This window comes from Qipengyuania mesophila (assembly GCF_019711655.1).
Lineage (GTDB): Bacteria > Pseudomonadota > Alphaproteobacteria > Sphingomonadales > Sphingomonadaceae > Qipengyuania > Qipengyuania mesophila.
The window spans coordinates 1,266,419-1,285,731 of sequence record NZ_JAIGNU010000001.1; the positions used below are offsets into that span (position 1 = coordinate 1,266,419).

Annotated in this window: 17 protein-coding genes; 9 read left to right on the forward strand and 8 right to left on the reverse strand. The window is 65.8% G+C overall.

Translation table 11 applies throughout. The features are described from left to right. Positions 1-39: 39 nt before the first annotated feature. Together prfA and hisS are read right to left on the reverse strand one after the other, a co-directional pair. Positions 40-1,107 carry a peptide chain release factor 1 gene (prfA, locus tag K3181_RS06275; protein ID WP_221601835.1) on the reverse strand — a complete coding sequence of 356 codons (1,068 nt, stop codon included), beginning with the start codon at positions 1,105-1,107 and terminating at the stop codon, positions 40-42. 320 nt (positions 1,108-1,427) lie between these two features. Further along, positions 1,428-2,690 carry a histidine--tRNA ligase gene (hisS, locus tag K3181_RS06280; protein ID WP_247714877.1) on the reverse strand — a complete coding sequence of 421 codons (1,263 nt, stop codon included), beginning with the start codon at positions 2,688-2,690 and terminating at the stop codon, positions 1,428-1,430. A 96-nt stretch (positions 2,691-2,786) separates the two neighbouring features. Between hisS and K3181_RS06285 the strand changes: the two genes are divergently transcribed. Then, complete coding sequence (locus K3181_RS06285; RefSeq protein ID WP_221601837.1) at positions 2,787-4,727, forward strand: M61 family metallopeptidase; 1,941 nt, start codon at positions 2,787-2,789, stop codon at positions 4,725-4,727. A 90-nt stretch (positions 4,728-4,817) separates the two neighbouring features. Beyond that, positions 4,818-5,357: an inorganic diphosphatase gene (gene ppa, locus K3181_RS06290; RefSeq protein WP_221601839.1), complete on the forward strand. Its 540-nt coding sequence runs from the start codon at positions 4,818-4,820 to the stop codon at positions 5,355-5,357. A 45-nt stretch (positions 5,358-5,402) separates the two neighbouring features. Here ppa and K3181_RS06295 read toward each other — a convergent pair whose 3' ends face one another. The 3 genes from K3181_RS06295 to K3181_RS06305 form a co-directional block, all read right to left on the reverse strand. Beyond that, positions 5,403-6,794, reverse strand: a complete 1,392-nt coding sequence (locus K3181_RS06295) for a mechanosensitive ion channel domain-containing protein (protein WP_345725452.1) — start codon at positions 6,792-6,794, stop codon at positions 5,403-5,405. Continuing rightward, positions 6,791-8,137 (reverse strand): TldD/PmbA family protein, encoded by a 1,347-nt coding sequence (locus K3181_RS06300; RefSeq protein WP_221601841.1) that lies wholly within the window; start codon positions 8,135-8,137, stop codon positions 6,791-6,793. The genes K3181_RS06295 and K3181_RS06300 overlap by 4 nt, the downstream gene beginning before the upstream one ends. Before the next feature lie 73 nt (positions 8,138-8,210). Further along, a complete protein-coding gene (locus K3181_RS06305; protein ID WP_370034599.1) occupies positions 8,211-8,585 on the reverse strand; it encodes a hypothetical protein in 375 nt (124 codons plus the stop codon). 195 nt (positions 8,586-8,780) lie between these two features. Here K3181_RS06305 and lptB point away from each other — a divergent pair, with 195 nt between their 5' ends. The 5 genes from lptB (at position 8,781) to trmB (ending at position 13,576) form a co-directional block, all read left to right on the forward strand. Then, positions 8,781-9,566 carry an LPS export ABC transporter ATP-binding protein gene (gene lptB, locus K3181_RS06310; RefSeq protein ID WP_221601850.1) on the forward strand — a complete coding sequence of 262 codons (786 nt, stop codon included), beginning with the start codon at positions 8,781-8,783 and terminating at the stop codon, positions 9,564-9,566. A 26-nt stretch (positions 9,567-9,592) separates the two neighbouring features. Continuing rightward, positions 9,593-11,053: an RNA polymerase factor sigma-54 gene (gene rpoN / locus K3181_RS06315; RefSeq protein WP_221601858.1), complete on the forward strand. Its 1,461-nt coding sequence runs from the start codon at positions 9,593-9,595 to the stop codon at positions 11,051-11,053. A 141-nt stretch (positions 11,054-11,194) separates the two neighbouring features. Continuing rightward, complete coding sequence (gene ctrA / locus K3181_RS06320; RefSeq protein ID WP_050601718.1) at positions 11,195-11,890, forward strand: response regulator transcription factor CtrA; 696 nt, start codon at positions 11,195-11,197, stop codon at positions 11,888-11,890. 200 nt (positions 11,891-12,090) lie between these two features. Beyond that, positions 12,091-12,855 carry a sulfite exporter TauE/SafE family protein gene (locus tag K3181_RS06325; protein ID WP_221601860.1) on the forward strand — a complete coding sequence of 255 codons (765 nt, stop codon included), beginning with the start codon at positions 12,091-12,093 and terminating at the stop codon, positions 12,853-12,855. A gap of 19 nt (positions 12,856-12,874) precedes the next feature. After that, positions 12,875-13,576, forward strand: coding sequence for a tRNA (guanine(46)-N(7))-methyltransferase TrmB (gene trmB, locus K3181_RS06330; RefSeq protein ID WP_221601862.1), 702 nt, complete (start codon positions 12,875-12,877; stop codon positions 13,574-13,576). Positions 13,577-13,633: 57 nt separating this feature from the next. On the opposite strand, the gene K3181_RS06335 is transcribed toward trmB, so the two are convergent. After that, complete coding sequence (locus K3181_RS06335; RefSeq protein ID WP_221601864.1) at positions 13,634-14,242, reverse strand: outer membrane protein; 609 nt, start codon at positions 14,240-14,242, stop codon at positions 13,634-13,636. A gap of 147 nt (positions 14,243-14,389) precedes the next feature. Between K3181_RS06335 and K3181_RS06340 the strand changes: the two genes are divergently transcribed. Further along, positions 14,390-15,061 (forward strand): SDR family NAD(P)-dependent oxidoreductase, encoded by a 672-nt coding sequence (locus K3181_RS06340; protein ID WP_221601866.1) that lies wholly within the window; start codon positions 14,390-14,392, stop codon positions 15,059-15,061. Positions 15,062-15,131: 70 nt separating this feature from the next. Beyond that, a complete protein-coding gene (locus K3181_RS06345) occupies positions 15,132-15,836 on the forward strand; it encodes a DUF3592 domain-containing protein (protein ID WP_221601876.1) in 705 nt (234 codons plus the stop codon). Here K3181_RS06345 and K3181_RS06350 read toward each other — a convergent pair. Both K3181_RS06350 and K3181_RS06355 read right to left on the reverse strand, forming a co-directional pair. Next, a complete protein-coding gene (locus K3181_RS06350) occupies positions 15,833-16,969 on the reverse strand; it encodes an aminotransferase class V-fold PLP-dependent enzyme (RefSeq protein ID WP_221601878.1) in 1,137 nt (378 codons plus the stop codon). The two genes, K3181_RS06345 and K3181_RS06350, sit on opposite strands and share 4 nt — an antisense overlap. A gap of 4 nt (positions 16,970-16,973) precedes the next feature. Next, the gene (locus tag K3181_RS06355) at positions 16,974-19,232 is read right to left on the reverse strand and encodes an NADP-dependent malic enzyme (RefSeq protein ID WP_221601880.1); all 2,259 of its coding nucleotides are present in this window, start codon (positions 19,230-19,232) and stop codon (positions 16,974-16,976) included. Between the last annotated feature and the right edge of the window lie 81 nt (positions 19,233-19,313).

The window sequence follows — 19,313 nt, forward strand, 5'->3', positions numbered from 1 at the left end:
GAGCTTGTCGAAGGCCGCGTGCATCCACCGGCGAGACTCTCACTCGCTCATCGCCGCGAGCCGCTTGGCCTCATCCTCGGCGATCAGCGCGTCGACCAGTTCGCCGAGACCCGGTCCGGCAATGATCTGCGGCAGCTTCTGCAGCGTCAGACCGATCCGGTGGTCGGTCACGCGCCCTTGCGGGAAATTGTAGGTGCGGATGCGCTCGGACCGGTCGCCGCTGCCGACCATGGCCTTGCGCGCCTCGGCCTCGGCACCCTGCGTCGCCTCGCGCTGCGCGTCATAGAGCCGCGTGCGCAGCACCTGCATCGCCTTTTCGCGGTTCTTGTGCTGGCTGCGTCCGTCCTGGCAGGTGACCACGGTGTTGGTCGGCAAGTGGGTGATGCGGACCGCGGAATCGGTGGTGTTCACGTGCTGCCCGCCGGCACCGCTGGCGCGATAGACGTCGATCTTGAGATCGCCCGGATCGATCTGGACATCGACCTCGTCGGGCTCGGGCAGCACCGCCACGGTCGCCGCCGAGGTGTGGATACGCCCGCCGCTCTCGGTCTCAGGCACGCGCTGGACGCGGTGGACGCCGCTCTCGAACTTGAGCTTGGCGAAGACGCCGGTGCCGGTGACGTTGGCGATCACTTCCTTGAACCCGCCGACTTCGGACGCGCTCATGCTGACAGGCTCGACTGTCCAGCCCTGTTCGGCGGCGAAGCGTTCGTACATGCGGTAGAGATCGCCCGCGAACAGTGCCGCCTCGTCGCCGCCGGTTCCGGCGCGGATTTCGAGCATCGCGGGCTTGCTGTCGGCGCTGTCGCGCGGGAGCATGGCGATGGCGAGCGCGCGTTCGGCCTCGGGCAAGCGCTTGCGCAAGTCGGCCAGCTCCTCTTCGGCCATGGCCTTCATTTCGGGATCGCCGAGCATCTCCTCGAGGCTGGCGATCTCCTCGCGCGCCGCCTTCACCTCGGCGGCAACCTTGGCCACCGGCTCGAGTTCGGCATAGTCGCGGCTCGCCTGGACGAAGGCGTCGCCTTCGAGCTGGCCCGAGGCCATGCGCGCCTCGAGCTCGGCGAAACGGTTGGCGATCTGGTCGAGGCGTTCGGCGGGAATGGTCATGGTATTTTTGGGTGATGGATGGGCGACAAAGGCGACGGGATGTCAACTTCGATTTTCTAGCCTAGCTTATTCTTTCATAGCGCAATTTTAACGCAAAGGCGGGGCGACACTTGCGTCGGGAGCCCACGCCGGGTCGGTTCCTACCAACTAACCGAGCCCCCTTAGCGAACGATCCGGCCTGTAGGAAAGGCGTTCCGCGAGAATGGTCAAATCACCGCCCCCGCTACAGTAATTCCGCGCATCCAAGACAAGGCCCGCGCTCGTCTTTTACTGGGCCGCAAGGAGCGGACTTGAGGTCAAGTCCGGGTTAACGGGTACTATCACGTGTCGCCAGTCAGCGTAAATGTCGCCATAATTTCGTGCAACTCATCCGACTCAATCGGTCGTTCTATTCTCCATGATTGATGCAAGTCATCGTCACGGTAATCCAATGAAACTATGATCATTGGATTAGCTTTTACCGCCCGACCATATCTTTTCCTCGGGCTGCCTGTAACAAACATATCTGCAACGATCATTTTGCTGCGTAATAGGGAAGTTAATCTAGACGCGTCTTTCTCCACTCGGGAATGTTCCGCAACGACTGCAACCTGAAGTTCGCCTTCATCCTTCTCCCCTACTAGCATCGCCAGCCGCTCGATCCCTGCAGCCCAGCCGACCGCAGGTGTCGGCGCACCGCCGAGGCTCTCCATCAGCCCGTCATAGCGGCCGCCGCCGAGGATCGTGCTCTGGCTGCCGAGCTTGCCCGCGGCCTCGCTGCCCTCGTCGGGAATGAACTCGAAGGCGGTGTGGCGGTAGTAGTCGAGCCCGCGCACGAGGCTTTCGGCGCGCTGCCACTTGACCCCCGCGGCGTCGAGACCGCTGGTCACTGCGTCGAAAAAGGCGCGCGCATCGTCCGAGAGATAGGCGTCGATCTTGGGCGCATCGGCGACCAAGCGCTTATCGCGCGGGTCCTTGCTGTCGAGGATACGCAGCGGGTTCTTCTCGAGCCGCTCCTGCGAATCCTCGGACAGCTCGTCCTTCACCGCGCGGAAATGTTCGACCAGCGCGGCGCGCCAGGCTTCGCGGCTGTCGCCGTCGCCCAGCGTGTTGAGGTGCAGTGTCACACCCTCGATCCCGAGTTCGCGGATCACCTGGTCGGCCATGGCGAGCAGCTCGACATCGGCCTGCGGTTCAGCCGCCCCGATGATCTCGGCGTCGATCTGGTGGAACTGGCGATAGCGGCCCTTCTGCGGGCGTTCGTAGCGGAACAGCGGCCCGTGCGTCGCCAGCTTGAGCGGCGCATGCTGCTGCCAGCCATTGGTGAGGAAGGCGCGCGCGATGCCGGCGGTGAATTCGGGGCGCAAAGTCAGGCTTTCGCCGCCGCGGTCCTCGAAGCTGTACATTTCCTTCGCGACCACGTCGGTGGTCTCGCCGATCGCGCGGCTGAACACTTCGGTCTTCTCGAACACCGGCATCTCGACGCGGCGGAAGCGATAGAGCCTGCGCACGCGCTCGAAGGTTTCGACGACGAAGGCGAAGGCTTCGGCATCGACGCCGAAGATGTCCTGCGTTCCGCGAATGGCTTGTGGGGTCTTGCTCATGTCGGGCGCGCGTCTAGCGCGTTCGATGGAGGGGGGGAAGTCGCTCGTCGAACTTGCGCTTGCCTTGGTCGCGCCCGGTCCGCATGACTGGCGCCCATGAAGACAATGACCGCGTCGCTCGCCCTGGCTGCCGCCCTCGCCATCTCCTTCCCCCTCGCCGCCCGGCCCGATACGAATTCGGCCCCGGTCGCGCCGCAGCTGGAGGACGGGACGCCGCTGCCGCAGGATACAGCCTGGCCCGGCGGGACGATCGCGCTGAACATCGATGCGACCGATACGCGCCGCGGCGTCTATGCGGTGACCGAGACGATCCCCGTGGCGGCGGGCACGCGCGAACTGGTGCTGCTGTTCCCCGAATGGCTGCCCGGCAACCATGCCGCGCGCGGGCCGATCAACCTGCTGTCGAACATACGCTTCACCGCCAACGGCCAGCCGCTTGCGTGGAAGCGCGACACGCTCGACGTCTACCGCTTCGTGGTCGAACTGCCCGAGGGCGTGCGCGAAGTCACCGCCAACTTCCTCCACACCTCGCCCGTCACCGGGCGCGAGGGGCGGATCACCATGACGCAGGAAATGCTCAACCTGCAGTGGGAGAAGATGAGCCTCTATCCCGAAGGGCACTACACCCGCCGCATCGCGGTCAAGCCCACGGTCACGGTTCCCGAAGGCTGGCAGGTCTTCACCGCGCTCGACGGGCAGGAGCGCACCGGCGACACCGTCACCTGGCAGGATGTCGATTACGAGACGCTGGTCGATTCGCCGATCTTCGCGGGCAAATATGCCAAGCAATGGTCGCTCGGTGAGGGCGTGAAGCTCGATGCGGTCGCCGACGCGCCCAAATATCTCGAGCTGGCGCCCGAAAACCTCGCGCGCTTCGACCGGCTGGTGGACGAGGCCGATGCACTGTTCGGCGCGCGGCATTTCGACCATTACGACATCCTGCTCGCCATGACCGACCGGATGGGCGGGATCGGCCTCGAGCATCACCGCTCGGCCGAGAACCAGTACGAACCCGACGCGCTGATCAAGTGGGACGAGATGGACTGGGACCACAATGTTGTCAGCCACGAGCTGGTGCACAGCTGGAACGGCAAGTTCCGCCGCCCCGAGGGGCTGTGGACCCCCGACTATCGCACCCCGATGCAGGACGATCTTCTGTGGGTTTATGAAGGCCAGACCCAGTTCTGGGGCTGGATCCTCGCCGCGCGTTCGGGCCTGCAGCAGAAGGACACGATCCTCGGCACGATCGCCAATGCGGTGGCGAATTATTCCGAAGGCCAGCCGGGCCGCGCCTGGCGCGCGGTGCAGGACACGACCTACGATCCGATCGTCAATTCGCGCCGCCCGCTCCCCTATTCCTCGCTCCAGCGCAGCGAGGATTATTATGTCGAGGGCGCGCTGACCTGGCTCGAAGCCGACCAGATCATTCGCGAGGGCACGGGCGGCAAGAAGGGGCTCGACGATTTCGCCAAGGCCTTCTTCGGCAAGACCGACGGCGACTGGGGCGTGCTGACCTATGATTTCGACGAGGTGGTGGAGACGCTCAACGGCGTTTACGCTTACGACTGGGCCAGATTCCTCGACACCCGCCTGCGCCAGCCGAACCAGCCGGCGCCGACCAAGGGTCTGGAGATGGCCGGTTACCAGCTGGTGTGGAAAGACACGCCCAACCCCTATGCCAAGGGCCGCATGCAGGGCGGGAAATATCTCGACCTGTTCAATTCGCTCGGCGTCAATCTCGACAATGAGGGCAAGGTGACCTCGACCCTGTGGGACGGGCCGGCCTTCAACGCGGGCATCGTCAACGGCGCGCAAGTGGTCGCCGTCAACGGCACCGCATATTCCTCCGATACGATCAAGGAAGCGGTAGCCGCCGCCAAATCGGGCAGCGAGCCGATCACCCTGCTGGTCAAGCGCGGCGACCGCTACGACAGCGTGGCGATCGATTACCACGGCGGGCTACGCTACCCGTGGATCGAAAAGACCGGCAAGGGAAAGCAGGGGCTCGACCTCCTGCTCGCTCCTCGCACGCGCTAGGTCTTTGGCCGGTTGCGGCCCGGCCCCGCTCGCTCTAAGGGCGCCTCAGTCTTTCTGGGGAGAGGGGCCGCACGCAACGTGAGAGTATAGATGCGCATCGACATGATCCCTGTGGGCGACAACCCGCCCGAAAGCCTCAACGTCATCATCGAGGTTCCGACCGGCGGCGAGCCGGTCAAGTATGAGTTCGACAAGGCCAGCGGCGCCCTGTTCGTCGACCGCATCCTGCACACGCCGATGCGCTATCCGGCAAACTACGGCTTCGTGCCGCATACGCTGAGCCCCGATGGCGACCCGCTCGACGCACTGGTCATCGCACGCTCGCCCTTCATCGCGGGCTGTGTCGTGCGCGCCCGCCCGATCGGCGTCCTCAACCTCGAAGACGAGCATGGCGGCGACGAGAAGCTCATCTGCGTGCCGGTCGACACCACCTTCCCCTATTATTCGGATGTCGGCGAGACCAAGGACCTGCCCTCGATCATCTTCCAGCAGATCGAGCACTTCTTCACCCACTACAAGGATCTCGAAAGCGAGAAGTGGGTGCGGATCGGCAATTGGGGCGATGCCGCCGAAGCGCGGCAGATCGTGATCGAGGCGATCGAACGCTACGAAGCCGACAAGGCCAAGTGACATCATAGGGGCGCCGCGAGGCGCCCCCTTTTCATGCGGGCCGGCTCATTCGACCGGGCGCGAGGTGTCGAGCAGATCCTTCTCGCTCGCACCCTTGGCCTGGCGGCGTTCGGCCTCGACCATTTCGCTGATCTCCTCCTGCGGGGTGACGTCCGCCACCGCTGCTGCCGGCGCAGGCTTTTTCGGTGGGGCAGTGTCGGCGGGTGAAGCCGCACGCTCGCGCGTGGTCGCCAGGGGCAGCGGCTGGGTGCGCGCGTCGAAGCGCAGGCGATAGATCGGCTCGGGCAGCGCGAAGCCGCCGTCCTCGAGCGCCGCCTTGACCGCCAGGATCGCGCCGCTACGCGCCTTGTACCAATCGGCCTCGCGCTGGTCGATCCAGCCGAGGAAACGAAGCACCACATTACTCTCGCCGACCTCGATCACCCGCGCCTCGGGCGCGGGATCGCCGAGCACGAAGGGCAGCCCGGCGAGCGTCTCGCGGCCCAGTTGGCGGGCCGCATCGGCATCGTCGTCGGCATCGACGCCAAGGTCGAAATCGAACCGGCGCTGCGGATTGCGCGTGTAGTTGAGGATCACCGCGCGGAACACCTGCCCGTTGGGAATACGCAGGTGGTTGCCCTCGAGCGTCATCAGGATCGTGGCGCGGCTGGTCAGCCGGATGACGCGCCCTTCCTTGTCGTCGATCACCACCCAGTCGTTGGCGCGGAAGGGCTGGCGCAGGCTCAGCATCAGCGAGGCGACATAGTTCTCGATCGTGTCGCGCATCGCGAAGCCGAGCGCGATGCCGACCACGCCCGCCCCGCCGAGCACCGCGCCGAGCAATGCGCTCGCCCCGACCATGTCGAGCGCGACCACGAGGCCGACGATCGCGAAGATGAAGCGGATTGCGCTGGCGATCAGTTCGGCGAGGAAGGAGTTGGGCGCGAGGCGGTGCCACAGGCGCTCGAGCCCCGCGATGAGATAGCCGACAAGCGTGATCCCGGCCCAGACCGCGAGCGCCAGCGCGATCAGCGGAAGCAGCTTCACCAGCCCCTCCCAGCGATCGGCGAGCGTGGCGATGCCGCCGCTCTCCGACGAAATCGACAGGTCGCGCTCGAGCCGGTTCTCGACCGTAACCACCCCCGATACGCGGCCGGCGATGGCCTCGGCGCGGGCGATATCGGCCTGCTGCGGCACCGTGCCCGACAGCGTCACCACACCCTGTGCAACGGCCACGGATACCGAGGAGAAGGCGGGCAGCTCGGCGAAGATGCCCGCGATGCGCTCGGCGATCTTGGCGTCGGCACCGCTATCCTGCGTGGTGGCGATCGTCTGGGCGGGAGCGGGTGCTTCCGGGCTGGCCGCTTCGGTCGGCTGGTCGAGCTCCGGGAGCTGCGCGTGGGCCGGCACGGAGATCGCCAGCCCCCATGCGAGCAGCAGGAGCAGCCGCATGATCATGTGCCGGCGATCGCCATGCCGTCGATGCGGAAGGTGGGCACGTCGATGCCGCGCTGGAATTCGAGATCGTCCGCCGGCACCAACGCGCGGAACATGTCGGGCAGGGTCCCGGCGATGGTGATCTCGGCAACCGGCTCGGCGAGCTCGCCGCCGCGAATGCGCAAGCCGCTCGCCCCGCGGCTGTAGTCGCCGGTGACGAGATTGACCCCTTGCCCGAAGAGGTCGGTGACGTAGAGCCCGTCCTCGATATCGGCGATGAGTTCGGCAACACTCGGTTCGCCCGCCTCGAGGTAGACATTGCCGACGGAGATGCCCGGCGCGCCGCCACTGCCCCGGCTGGCATGGCCGGAGAGCTGCAGCCCGAGCTGCGCGGCGCTGGCGACATTGGTCAGCCAGCCGGTGACCTGCCCGGCATCGACCAGCGCGCGCGGCACGCTCGCCACCCCTTCGCCATCGTAATTGCGCGAGCGCAGTCCGCGCAGGCGATGCGGATCCTCGAGCACCTTGATCGCAGTGTCGAACAGCTGGTCCTGCTCGCGACCGATCAGGAAGCTCGCCTTGCGGGCGATCGAGGGAGCGCCCATCGCGCCGAGCAAATGGCCGAGCACGCCACCGCCCACGCGGGGATCGAACACCACCGGCATGCGGCCCGAGGGGATCGAGACGGGCGCGAGCTTGCGCACCGCGCGTTCGCCCGCCTCGCGACCGATTTCGGCCGGGTCGGGCAAATCGCTGCGGTGGCGCTGCGTGCGATAGGCATAGTCGGTCTGCTTGTCGCCGCCCTCGCCCGCGACCACGCTGGCCGAAAGCGAGTGCGATCCGCCCGCATGGCCGCGCGCAAAGCCGTTGCTGGTGACCAGCGCGAAGACCGAGCGCGAATAGGAGGCACTGCCGCCGTTCGAATTGGTCACGCCCGCGACGGCGCGCGCCGCATCCTCGGTGGCGAGCGCGGCCGCGCGCAACTCCTCGGGCGCGGGCGCGGCCGCATCGACCAGATCGAGATCGCGTGGTTCGCCCGCGAACAGCGCCTCGGAGGGAGCCAGCCCGCCATAGGGATCTTCGGGTGCCAGCCGCGCCATCTCGACCGCGCGCTGCGCCAGCAGCTCAAGCCCCTCGGGTGCGAAATCGCTGGTGTTGATCGATGCCGAACGGCGCCCGACGAAGACCCTGAGGCCGACCTCCTCGCTCTCCGACCGCTCGACCTCCTCGAGCGCGCCGAGCCGCACCCCGACGCTTTCGGAAGAGGAGGCCCGTGCGACGGCATCGGCGGCATCGGCCCCCATCCGGCGCGCGAGGTCGACGAGCTCGTGGCAGCGGGCGAGCGCTGCGTCGACGCCGATCATGGCAAAAGCCGATGTTGAGAAATCATGCGCGCGAAGTAGGCCGCGCGCGGCGCGCTGGCAACCGCCGGTCCGGTCAGGAAAAAGCCAGCTTGAAGAAGGCGGTCAGCGCCACCGGCAGGCCGATGGCCAGCGCCCACAGCATGATCTGGTCGCGCCGGAATGCGGGCTTGCGCTCGATATCGGCGGCTTCGTCGTCGCTCAGCCCGACCCAGCGGCGTTCGAACCAGCGGCAGGCGGGGATGATCCCCCCGACAAGGACGATAAGCGCGAGGTAGGGAAGGATCGAGGATGCGCCCTGTTTCATTGCGCCGACGGTCATGAAGATCTGGAGAGCGGTGTAAACGAGCAGCGCCAGCGCCACATTGTCGCTCATCGCCTTGCGCCAGTCGCGTCCGCGGCGTGCCGTGTGCCCGGTGGCGATATGATCGTCATGAAGCGCGTCGTTCAAGGCGTCTCTCCCCTGTTTTCTCTTCCCGGAGAGCATTGTTTCAAAATTGTGGCCTGCTGGCAAGCAATCCTGCGCAAGCGCTCTGTCAACGCTGCACCGATTGCAGGAGGCGGATCATGCACGAATCCTGCCAATTCGTCGAAAAAGCCTTTTGCACGGGTTTTCAAGGCCGATGTGCATGCTATGTCGCGGCCCATGGCCGATATCCAGACGAGCCCGGAATACGATGCGGTGCACGATGCCGCCCCGCCGATCCCGCAGGGCGGACTCGAGGTGGTTTCGATCGCCAAGAGCTATGACAAGCGCGCGGTCCTGACCGATATTTCACTCTCGGTCGGCAAGGGCGAGGTGCTCGGTCTGCTCGGACCCAACGGTGCCGGCAAGACGACCTGCTTCTATTCGATCATGGGCCTCGTCCGTCCCGATGCCGGGCGCATCCTCATGGATGGCGAGGATGTGACCAAGCTGCCGATGTATCGCCGCGCGATCCTCGGCCTCGGCTATCTCCCGCAGGAAACCAGCATCTTCCGCGGCATGACGGTCGAGCAGAACATCAACTGCGTGCTCGAGATGGTCGAACCCGATGCCGAGACTCGCGCGGCCGAGCTCGAACGGCTGCTCGAGGAATTCGGGTTGACCCGGCTCCGCGCGAGCCCCGCCATGGCGCTCTCGGGCGGCGAACGGCGTCGCTGCGAGATAGCCCGCGCGCTGGCCGCCAAGCCGTCGATCATGCTGCTCGACGAGCCCTTCGCCGGGATCGACCCCCTCTCGATCAGCGACATCCGCGACCTGGTGAAGGATTTGAAGACGCGCGGCATCGGCGTGCTCATCACCGACCACAATGTGCGCGAAACGCTCGAGATCGTCGACCGCGCCTGCATCATCTACGGCGGCCAGGTGCTGTTCGCGGGCACGCCCGAGGCGCTGGTGGCGGACGAGAACGTCCGCCGGCTCTATCTCGGCGAGAGTTTCACACTGTGACGCGCGAAGCCGACGGGAGTTGACGCATGGCGCTGGGTCCGCGCCTAGACATCCGGCAAACCCAGTCGCTGGTGATGACGCCGCAGCTGCAGCAGGCGATCAAGCTGCTGGCGCTGTCCAATCTCGAAATCGAGACCTTCGTTGCCGAGACGCTCGAATCGAACCCGCTGCTCGAAATGGGCGAGATCCGCCACGAGGTCGGCGGCGATACCTCCCCCGAACCCTCGGAACACGACAGCGCGCCCGATTTCGACGGCGACAATGCGCTCGACATCGCCGACCATGCGCTCGACCCCGAAGCCGCTCCGGGGGATCTTGCCCAGGGAGAGGGCGGCGATTGGAGCCGCGGCGATATCGGCGGCGGTACGGGCGAGTTGCCCGATCTCGAGAATCGGTCGGCCAACGGTCCCACGCTTGCCGAACATCTTTCCGACCAGATCGGTGCCGTGGCGCATGACGCGCGCGAGGCGCTGGTCGCGCTGAGGATCATCGGCGAGCTCGACGAGGCCGGTTACCTCCCCACCGAGCTTCGCGTCATCGCGGACGAACTCGGTGTTCCGCTGGTCGAGGCGGAACGCGCGCTGGAAACGGTCCAGTCGCTCGATCCGACCGGCGTCGGTGCGCGCACGCTCGCCGAATGTCTGGCGCTGCAGGCGCGCGAAGCCGATCGCTACGATCCCTGCATGGCGCGGCTGATCGACAATCTCGACCTCGTCGCGGCTGGCGACGTCACGCGGCTCAAGCGCATGTGCGAAGTCGACGACGAGGATTTCGCCGACATGCTCGCCGAATTGCGTGGCTACGACCCCAAGCCGGGGCTCGCCTTCGGCGGCAGTGCGCAGTCGGCCATCGTGCCCGACGTGCTGATCACGCCAAGCAAGGATGGTTGGGACATCCGCCTCAACGAGGCGAGCCTGCCCCGGCTCGTGGTCAATCGCGAATATTATCTCGAGCTGAAATCGGGTGCCCGCGACAAGGCTTCGCAGAGCTGGCTCAACGAACAGCTGGGCGAGGCTGACTGGCTCATCCGCGCGCTCGACCAACGACAGAAGACGATCCTCAAGACCGCCGCCGAAATCGTTAAGAGGCAGGAGGGCTTCTTTCGCCAAGGGGTTACCGCGATGCGCCCGCTGACGCTGCGCGAAGTGGCCGAGCAGAGCGAGATGCACGAGAGCACCGTCAGCCGGGTCACCAGCAACAAATACCTCTCCTGCCCGCGCGGCACATTCGAGCTCAAATATTTCTTCTCCAGCGGCGTCGCTGCGGCCGATGGCGAAGGCGCCTCGTCGGAAGCGATCAAGGCGCGTATCAAGGCCTTGTGCGAGGGCGAGGATCCGAAAAAGGTCCTGTCCGACCAGAAGCTCGCCGAGCTGCTCAATGCGGAGGGGTTCGACCTCGCCCGGCGCACCGTGGCCAAGTATCGCGAGGCGATCGGAATCGGCTCGAGCGCGCAGCGCCGGCGCCAAAAGAAACTCGCCGCGCTGTAATCCCCATGGACCACGTGAAAAAAGTTAACGCGATTTACGCCGCGTTAACCTTTTCCGTTCAGATGTTGTGTGGTTAATAGAGTACAACATCCCTTTTCTGGGGTTACCGCTAGAGACCGGCGGTCATACAGGGGACTTACGATGCGCGTACTGCTGATCGAAGACGAGCCGACGACCGCCAAGGCTATCGAGCTCATGCTCACGACCGAGGGCTTCAACGTCTACTCGACCGATCTCGGCGAAGAGGGCTTGGACCTCGGCAAGCTCTATGATTACGACATCATCCTGCTCGACCTGAACCTGCCCGACATGCATGGTTACGACGTGCTCAAGAAGCTGCGCGTGGCCAAGGTGCAGACGCCGGTCCTGATCCTTTCGGGCATCGCCGAAATGGACAGCAAGATCCGCAGCTTCGGCTTCGGCGCCGACGACTACGTCACCAAGCCCTTCCACCGCGAAGAGCTGGTCGCCCGCATCCATGCCGTCGTCCGCCGCTCGAAGGGCCACAGCCAATCGGTCATCCGTACCGGCAAGCTGGCGGTCAACCTCGACGCCAAGACGGTCGAGGTCGATGGCGCCCGCGTCCACCTGACCGGCAAGGAATACGCGATGCTCGAGCTGCTTTCGCTGCGCAAGGGCACCACGCTGACCAAGGAAATGTTCCTCAACCATCTCTACGGCGGGATGGACGAGCCCGAACTGAAGATCATCGACGTGTTCATCTGCAAGCTGCGCAAGAAGCTGAGCCATGCCTGCGGCGGCGAGAACTACATCGAGACCGTCTGGGGCCGCGGCTACGTGCTGCGCGACCCGAACGAAGAGGCCGAAGCGGCCTGATAGCGAATTCCACGGACGGGAATGCGAGAGACGCCCGGAGCTTCGGCTGCCGGGCGTTTTTCTTTGTCCGGCGCTCACCGCAATGGGGTAGCAGCGCGAATCTTCCCAAGCACCCGAGTTACGCAGATTTTCTATCTCGCAGCGGCACGCGAATCGCAGTAGAGGCCGCGGGTATCAACAGCGAAAGGCCCGCCCCCGCAATGGAGGTGTTCGGTTTCGATCTGGGGCCCATCGTCCCCTTCATCCTCATCGGTTTTGCAGCGCAGATGGTCGACGGAGCGTTGGGCATGGCCTTCGGGGTCATCACCAACACTCTGATGGTCGGCCTGCTCGGCGTGCCGCCCGCGCTCGCCTCGCAGCGGGTCCACCTGGTCGAATGCTTCACCACCGCGACCTCGGGCATCAGCCATCTGCTGCACGGCAATATCGACGGGCGACTGTTCCTGCGGCTGTTGATCCCCGGCGTGATCGGGGGGCTTGTAGGAACCTATCTGCTCACCTCGATCGACGGCGAGACGATCAAGCCCTTCGTGCTGGCCTATCTGGCGGGCATCGGCGTTTGGCTGCTGGTGCGCGGCGTGCTCTACCCGCCAAAGCTGCGCGAGGCGAAGCACGTCGCACCGCTCGGCTTGGTCGGCGGGTTTCTCGACGCGGCGGGCGGCGGCGGCTGGGGCCCGGTGGTGACCTCCAACCTGCTCGTCCAGGGCGCCGACCCGCGCAAGGTCGTAGGCACGGTCAATTCGGTCGAATTCTTTCTTACGCTGAGCATCTCGGCGAGCTTCGTCTACCACCTCGGCATTTCGCATATCGCCGGACCGACGCTGGGCCTGATCATCGGCGGCATCGCCGCGGCGCCCTTCGGCGCGATGGCGGCCAAGCACTTCAGCCCCAAGCTCATGCTGATCCTCGTCGGCATCGCGCTGAGCATCACCAGTGCCTACGGACTCTGGACGGCCTGGGGATGATGGCGCTACGGCGCGGCGCATGTCAGCATATAAGGAAGGCGATCCGACCACGCTCAACCGGCTCTACGGCCGCAGCCAGGGCAAGCCGCTGCGCGCCTCTCAGCAGGAGCTGGTCGAGAGGTTGCTGCCGCAGATTGCGGTTCCCCCCGAAGGCCCGGTAACCTCGGAAGCGCTCTTCGGCTTCGATCGCCCGCTCCATTTCGAGATCGGCTTCGGCGGCGGCGAGCACATGGCCGAGCGCGCCGACCTGCTGCCCGACCATGGCTTCATTGGTGCCGAGCCCTTCGTCAACGGCGTGGCGCAGGCGCTGACCCACGTCCGCGACCGGACGCTGGCCAATGTCCGTATCCACCATGGCGACGCGCTCGAGGTGCTGCGCCGCGTGCCCGATGGCGCGCTGACCATGGTCTACCTGCTCCATCCCGACCCTTGGCCGAAGGCCAAGCACGCCAAGCGGCGGATGATGAACGACGGGCCGGTGCGCATGATCGCGGACAAGCTCAAGCCGGGCGGCGAATTTCGCTTCGGCACCGATCACCCGGTCTATCTGCGCCACGCGCTGATGGTGATGCGCCGCTTCACCGACGAGTTCGAATGGCAGGTGGAGGGCCGCGCGAGCTGGGAAAATCGCCCCTCGGGCTGGCCCGAGACGCGCTACGAACACAAGGCGCGCACGGTCTACGGCCACGAGGTCTGGTACTTCCGCTTCCGGCGCAAATGACAAGGGGCCGCCCGGTCTCCCGGACGGCCCCCGGATAGTTCGAAACCGATCGGCGCCTTAGAAGCGCAGGCCGACGCCCGCGACGACCTGGTCGGTGGTCGCATCGCCGACGTCACCGCCGACATCGTTGTAGCGCGAACGACGGTATTCGAGGCGACCTTCGAGCGGTCCGGGCAGCTGGACCTGCAGGCCGCCGCCGAAGCGCAGGCCGCTGGCGTTTTCCTTGAGCTCGTCGAGCGAACCGGCGGACGTGAACGCCTTGGTGTCGAGCGCGGTGTAGCCGACCTTGCCGTAGGCTGCGATGCCCGGGGTCAGCGCGAAGCCGGCGCGTGCGCCGACATAGTACTGGCCTTCGGCCTCGAGCCCGTCGCGGGCGCCGCCGAAGCTGCTCGGGAATTCGGTCGAACCGCCGCTCTTCGACAGTTCGCCCTCGACGCCGACGAAAGCACTGCCGAGCGAGAAGTCGTAGCCGGCGGTGACGCCGTAGACGGCCGAATCGGCATCGGCGGTGACGCTGTTGTCGGCCGAATCGACATTGAGACCTTCGTAGCCGGCGAGCGCGCCGACATAGAAACCGCCCGGAGCGGTGTTGCTGTCCTGCGCCATCGCCGGCGCTGCGACCATGGCACCGGCGAGGATTGCGGCCGCTGCGATTGTCTTTTTCATTTCACTTCCTTTCGGGTGCGTTAGTCTGCCCCCGCAACGCCGTTGGAACCTGGGCGCTTGCGCAGCGATGAACCGGCAGACGGAATCAGGTGGCAATGCGGCGAGCCGAACGCGGCGTGATCGAAATCGAACGGAAAGAGACGGACCATGAGCGACAGGACAATCTTCATTCTCGGCGCATCGCGAGGACTCGGGCTCGGGCTGGTGCGCGAGTTTCTCGGCCGAGGCTGGCGGGTCGTCGCCAGCGAGCGCGGGCACAGCGGGGAATTGCATGCACTCGCCTGCGACGCGCTGCGGATCGTCACCTGCGACGTGACCGATCCGGCGAGCTATGCCGATCTCGGCTTCGGCGCAGGCGAACTCGACGTCCTCTTCGTCAATGCGGGCATTACCGGCGCACGCCACCAGTCGAGCGAGCAGGCCAGTGCCGAAGAGGTCGCCGAGGTGATGATGACCAATGCCTTCGGCCCGGTGCGCGCGGCGAAGACGCTGCTGCCCGCGGTCAAGGATGGCGGCACGCTCGGCTTCATGACCTCGCTGATGGGATCGATCGCCGACAGCTCGGGCGGTTACGAACTCTATCGCAGCAGCAAGGCAGCGCTCAACATGCTCGCCAAGGGCGTGGCCGAACAGGATGCCGGTCCGCGCGGGATCGCCACGCTCGCGCTCCATCCGGGCTGGGTGCAGACCGACATGGGCGGCCCGCAGGCCCCCTTGAGCGTCTCCGAAAGCGTCAAGGGTCTTGCCGATGTCCTCGAAGGAGCGAGCGGTGCGGGCTTCCGCTACGCCGACTATGCGGGCAAGGACCTGCCCTTTTAACCATCGGCAAGCCACTCTGGTCATTGCGCTTCCCACCGCGCTAGGGTGGCGGCGGAGGGAGTAGCATCGCATGCCCAAATTCGTCATGTGGATGGGTCTGGCGTTCGGACTGGTCGGATCGGCAATCATGGCCGGCGGGGTCTGGTCCTGGCGTTCGAACCAGGCGATCATCGATGGCGGGATCCGCACCGAGGGGATCGTGGTGGATCTCGAATTCAGCTCGGACAGCGAAGGCGGCGGGACATATTCTCCCGTGGTCGAGTTCCGCGATCGCGATCGGCGACCTCATACCTACAACGCCAGTTCCGGCAGCAACCCGCCAAGCTATTCGCGCGGCGAGAAGGTTCAGATCATCTACCTTCCCGACACGCCCGAAAAAGCGCTGATCGACGACTTCTCCGGGCGCTGGATGCTGCCGGTCTTCCTGCTTGTCTTCGGAGGCATCTTCGCGACCGTGGGCTGGGTCACCTGCTACTTCTATTTTCGCCGTCGCCTGATCGTCTCGCGGCTGAAGCGGGTCGGCGTGCCGATCGACGCGAAGTTCGTCGAATGTTACCGCGATACGAGCACCACGGTGAACGGACGCAGCCCGTGGCGCGTCGCTGCACAAGCGAGCCATCCCCTCACCGGCAAGCAGACGAGCTTCACCAGCGATCCGGTCTGGGTCGACTTGAGCGAGCAGCTATCGGGCAAGGACGTCCCCGTGCGGGTCGATCCGAAAAACTCGAAGCACTACCATGTCGACCTGTCGGCCTATGTCGACGAAGAGGACTAGGCGAGACAGTCCCGCAGGGTCGCGATGAGCGCCTCGCTATCAGCCTCGCTATTGTAGAGATGCGGGGTCACCCTCAGCGACTGGCCGCGCAGCGACACATACACCTGTGCTTGGGCAAGGCGATCGGTAAGTCCCTCGGGCACGCCATCGGGGAATTCGAGCGCGAGGAAATGCGGTGCGCGTGTCCCAATCGACGCCGATTGGAGGCCAAGTTCGCTGGCTTCGTCCGCGATTCGCTGCGTCGCCGCGCCAAGCGTCTCGGCAATCGCGTCGACCCCGAATTCGAGCAGGAATTCGAGCGCTGCGGTCGCCCCGATCAGCAGGGGCGGGTTGGATTTCTCGCCCATGTCGAAGCGCCGCGCGCCGGGCTGGTAATCGGCACGATAGTCGACCAGCCGCGCGAAATCCTCCGACCCGGCGCGATTGATCCAATTGTACTCGATCGGGCGGCCCGAATGGTGCTGCGGGGCGACGTAGAGCATGCCTATGCCGTAGGGGCCCATGAGCCATTTGTAGCAGGCGGCTACGGCGAAATCAGGCTGCACCGCGGCGAAATCGAGCGGCATCGCCCCAAGCGACTGCGTCAGGTCGAGCACCAGCGCGGCGCCGACCGACCGGCACTTCTCCCCGACCGCGACGAGGTCCGCCACCCGCCCGTCGGCCCAGTGATTGTGCGGCAGCGCGACGATCGCCGTGTCCGTACCGATTGCTTCGAGCACCGCATCGGTCCAGCAATCCTGCGACGGACGCCGCACCGCCACCACCTCGCCTCCGCGGCGAGCGGCAAGCTCGCGCCAGGGATAGACGTTGGAGGGGAACTGGTCGGCCAGCGTGACGATCTGCTGCCCCTCGGCAAAGGAGAGATTGGCGGCGGCGGTGGCCAGAGCATAGCTGACCGATGGCACGATCGCGACGCACTCGGCATCGACCTGCGCCAGCCGACCGGCAGTGGTCCGGAAACGCTCGGCCACCGAGAAGAAGTCACCTGGGCGAAAATCCCACGGCTGCTCCTTCAGCCGTGCGCCTTCGACCATTGCTTCGCTCACCTTGTGCGCGAGCGGCGCCATATAGGCGCAGTTGAGGTAGTGCACCTCGTCGGGGATGGCGAAGCGGTCGCGCTGGCAGGCGATCATCGCTTTAGCCCACCACTCCAGCGCTTGCCAGCACCGCCAGCGTGAGCACGTCGGGCGCGATCGCAGTCATCGGGGCGATCTGGACCGGCTTCTCCATCCCGATCATCATCGGGCCGACGGTGGTCTCACCGGCCAGCTCGCGCAGCAGCTTGGCCGAGAGATTGGCCGACTGCAGCCCGGGCATGACGAGCACGTTCGCAGGGCCCGAGAGGCGGCTGAAGGGATAGAGCTGCATCACCTTGGGGTTGAGCGCGGCATCGGGCGCCATTTCGCCTTCGTACTCGAACCCGGGTTCTTCGGCGTCGAGGATCGCCACCGCATCGCGGATGTTGTCGAGCCACTGACCCGAGGGATTGCCGAAGGTCGAATAGGAGAGGAAGGCGACGCGCGGTTCGTGCCCCATGCGGCGCGCGACCGCGGCGGTTTCCCTGGCAATATGCGCCAGCTGTTCGGCCGTCGGGCGCTCGTTGATCGTGGTGTCGGCGAGGAACACGGTGGTGTTCTTGCCGATCATCATGTGTATCCCGAAGGGTACCGCGCCCGGCTTGGGGTCGAGCACGCGGCCGACCTCGCGCGCGGTCTGCGCAAAGGTGCGGGTCAGCCCCGAAATCATCGCATCGCCGTGACCCAGCGCAACCAGCAGCGCGGCGAAGACGTTGCGCTCCTGGTTGACCATCCGGCCGACGTCGCGCTCGGTATAGCCGCGCCGCTGGAGGCGCTTGTAGAGATAGTCGACCATCGCCGGCACCTTGTCCGACACGGCCGAGTTTTCGATGATCCAGTCGTCGGGATCGTCGACGCCGAGTTCGGCGAGCTTTTCGAGCACCTTCTCGGTCCGCCCGACGAGGATCGGCTCGCCATAGCCGAAGTCGCGGAACTGGATCGCGGCGCGCAGCGCGACGTCCTCCTCTGCCTCGGCGAAGACCATCCGCTTGGGGTTGGCCTTGGCCTGCTCGTAGATATTGGTGAGCGCGGCGGTGGTCGGGTTGAGGCGTGCCTTCAGCGCGAGGCGATAGGCATCGAAGTCCTCGATCGGCGCCTGCGCCACACCGCTGTCCATCGCCGCCTTGGCGACCGCGCTCGAGACCACCTCCATGAGACGCGGATCGAAGGGCGCAGGGATGATGTATTCCTCGCCGAACTGGTGGCTGACGCCATAGGCGGCGGCGACCTCATCGGGCACGCGCTCGCGCGCGAGTTCGGCGATGGCGCGCGCGGCAGCGACCTTCATCTCCTCGTTGATCGCGGTCGCCTGAACGTCGAGCGCGCCGCGGAAGATGAAGGGGAAGCCGAGCACGTTGTTGACCTGGTTGGGATAGTCGCTGCGTCCGGTGGCGATGATCGCGTCGGGGCGCACCGCCTTGGCCTCCTCGGGCATGATCTCGGGCACCGGGTTGGCCATGGCGAAGATGATCGGCTTGTCGGCCATCTTGGCGACCCATTCGGGCTTCAGCGCGCCGGCGGCGGAGAGTCCGAGGAAGACATCGGCGCCGACTAGGGCCTCTTCGAGGCTGCGCGCCTCGGTTTCGACGGCATGCGCGCTCTTCCACTGGTCGACATTGTCGCGGCCCGGATAGATCGGGCCGGCGCGGTCGCAGACGATCACGTTCTCGTGCCGCACGCCGACCGACTTGATCAGTGCGGTACAGGCGAGCGCCGAGGCCCCCGCCCCGTTGACCACCATCTTCACGTCCTTGAGGTCGCGCCCGGTCAGGTGGCAGGCATTGATCAGCCCCGCCGCCGAAATGATCGCCGTGCCGTGCTGGTCGTCATGCATGACCGGGATGTTCATCCGCTCGCGCAGCGCCTGCTCGATGATGAAGCATTCGGGCGCGGCGATGTCTTCGAGGTTGATGCCGCCGAAGCTCGGCTCCATCAGCGCGACCGCCTCGATGAACTTGTCCGGATCCTCGGTATCGAGTTCGAGATCGATCGAGTCGACATCGGCGAAGCGTTTGAACAGCACCGCCTTGCCTTCCATCACCGGCTTCGAGGCGAGTGCACCGAGATTGCCGAGGCCGAGGATGGCGGTGCCGTTGGAGATCACCGCGACGAGGTTCGAGCGGGCGGTGTAGCGCGCCGCATCCTTGGGGTTGGCCGCGATCGCTTCCACAGGGGCCGCAACGCCCGGCGAGTAGGCGAGGCTGAGGTCGCGCTGCGTCGCCATCGGCTTGGAGGCGATGATCTCGATCTTACCGGGGCGGATCGTCTCGTGGTAGAACAGCGCTTCGCGGGTGTTGAATGCGGTTTTTTCGTCAGCCATAGGGGTCCTCGTCTCGCTGGCCCCCGCCCCTAACCGCTCGCGCCGCGAAGTCATAGGGGAAAGGGCACCCCGCGCGACTCC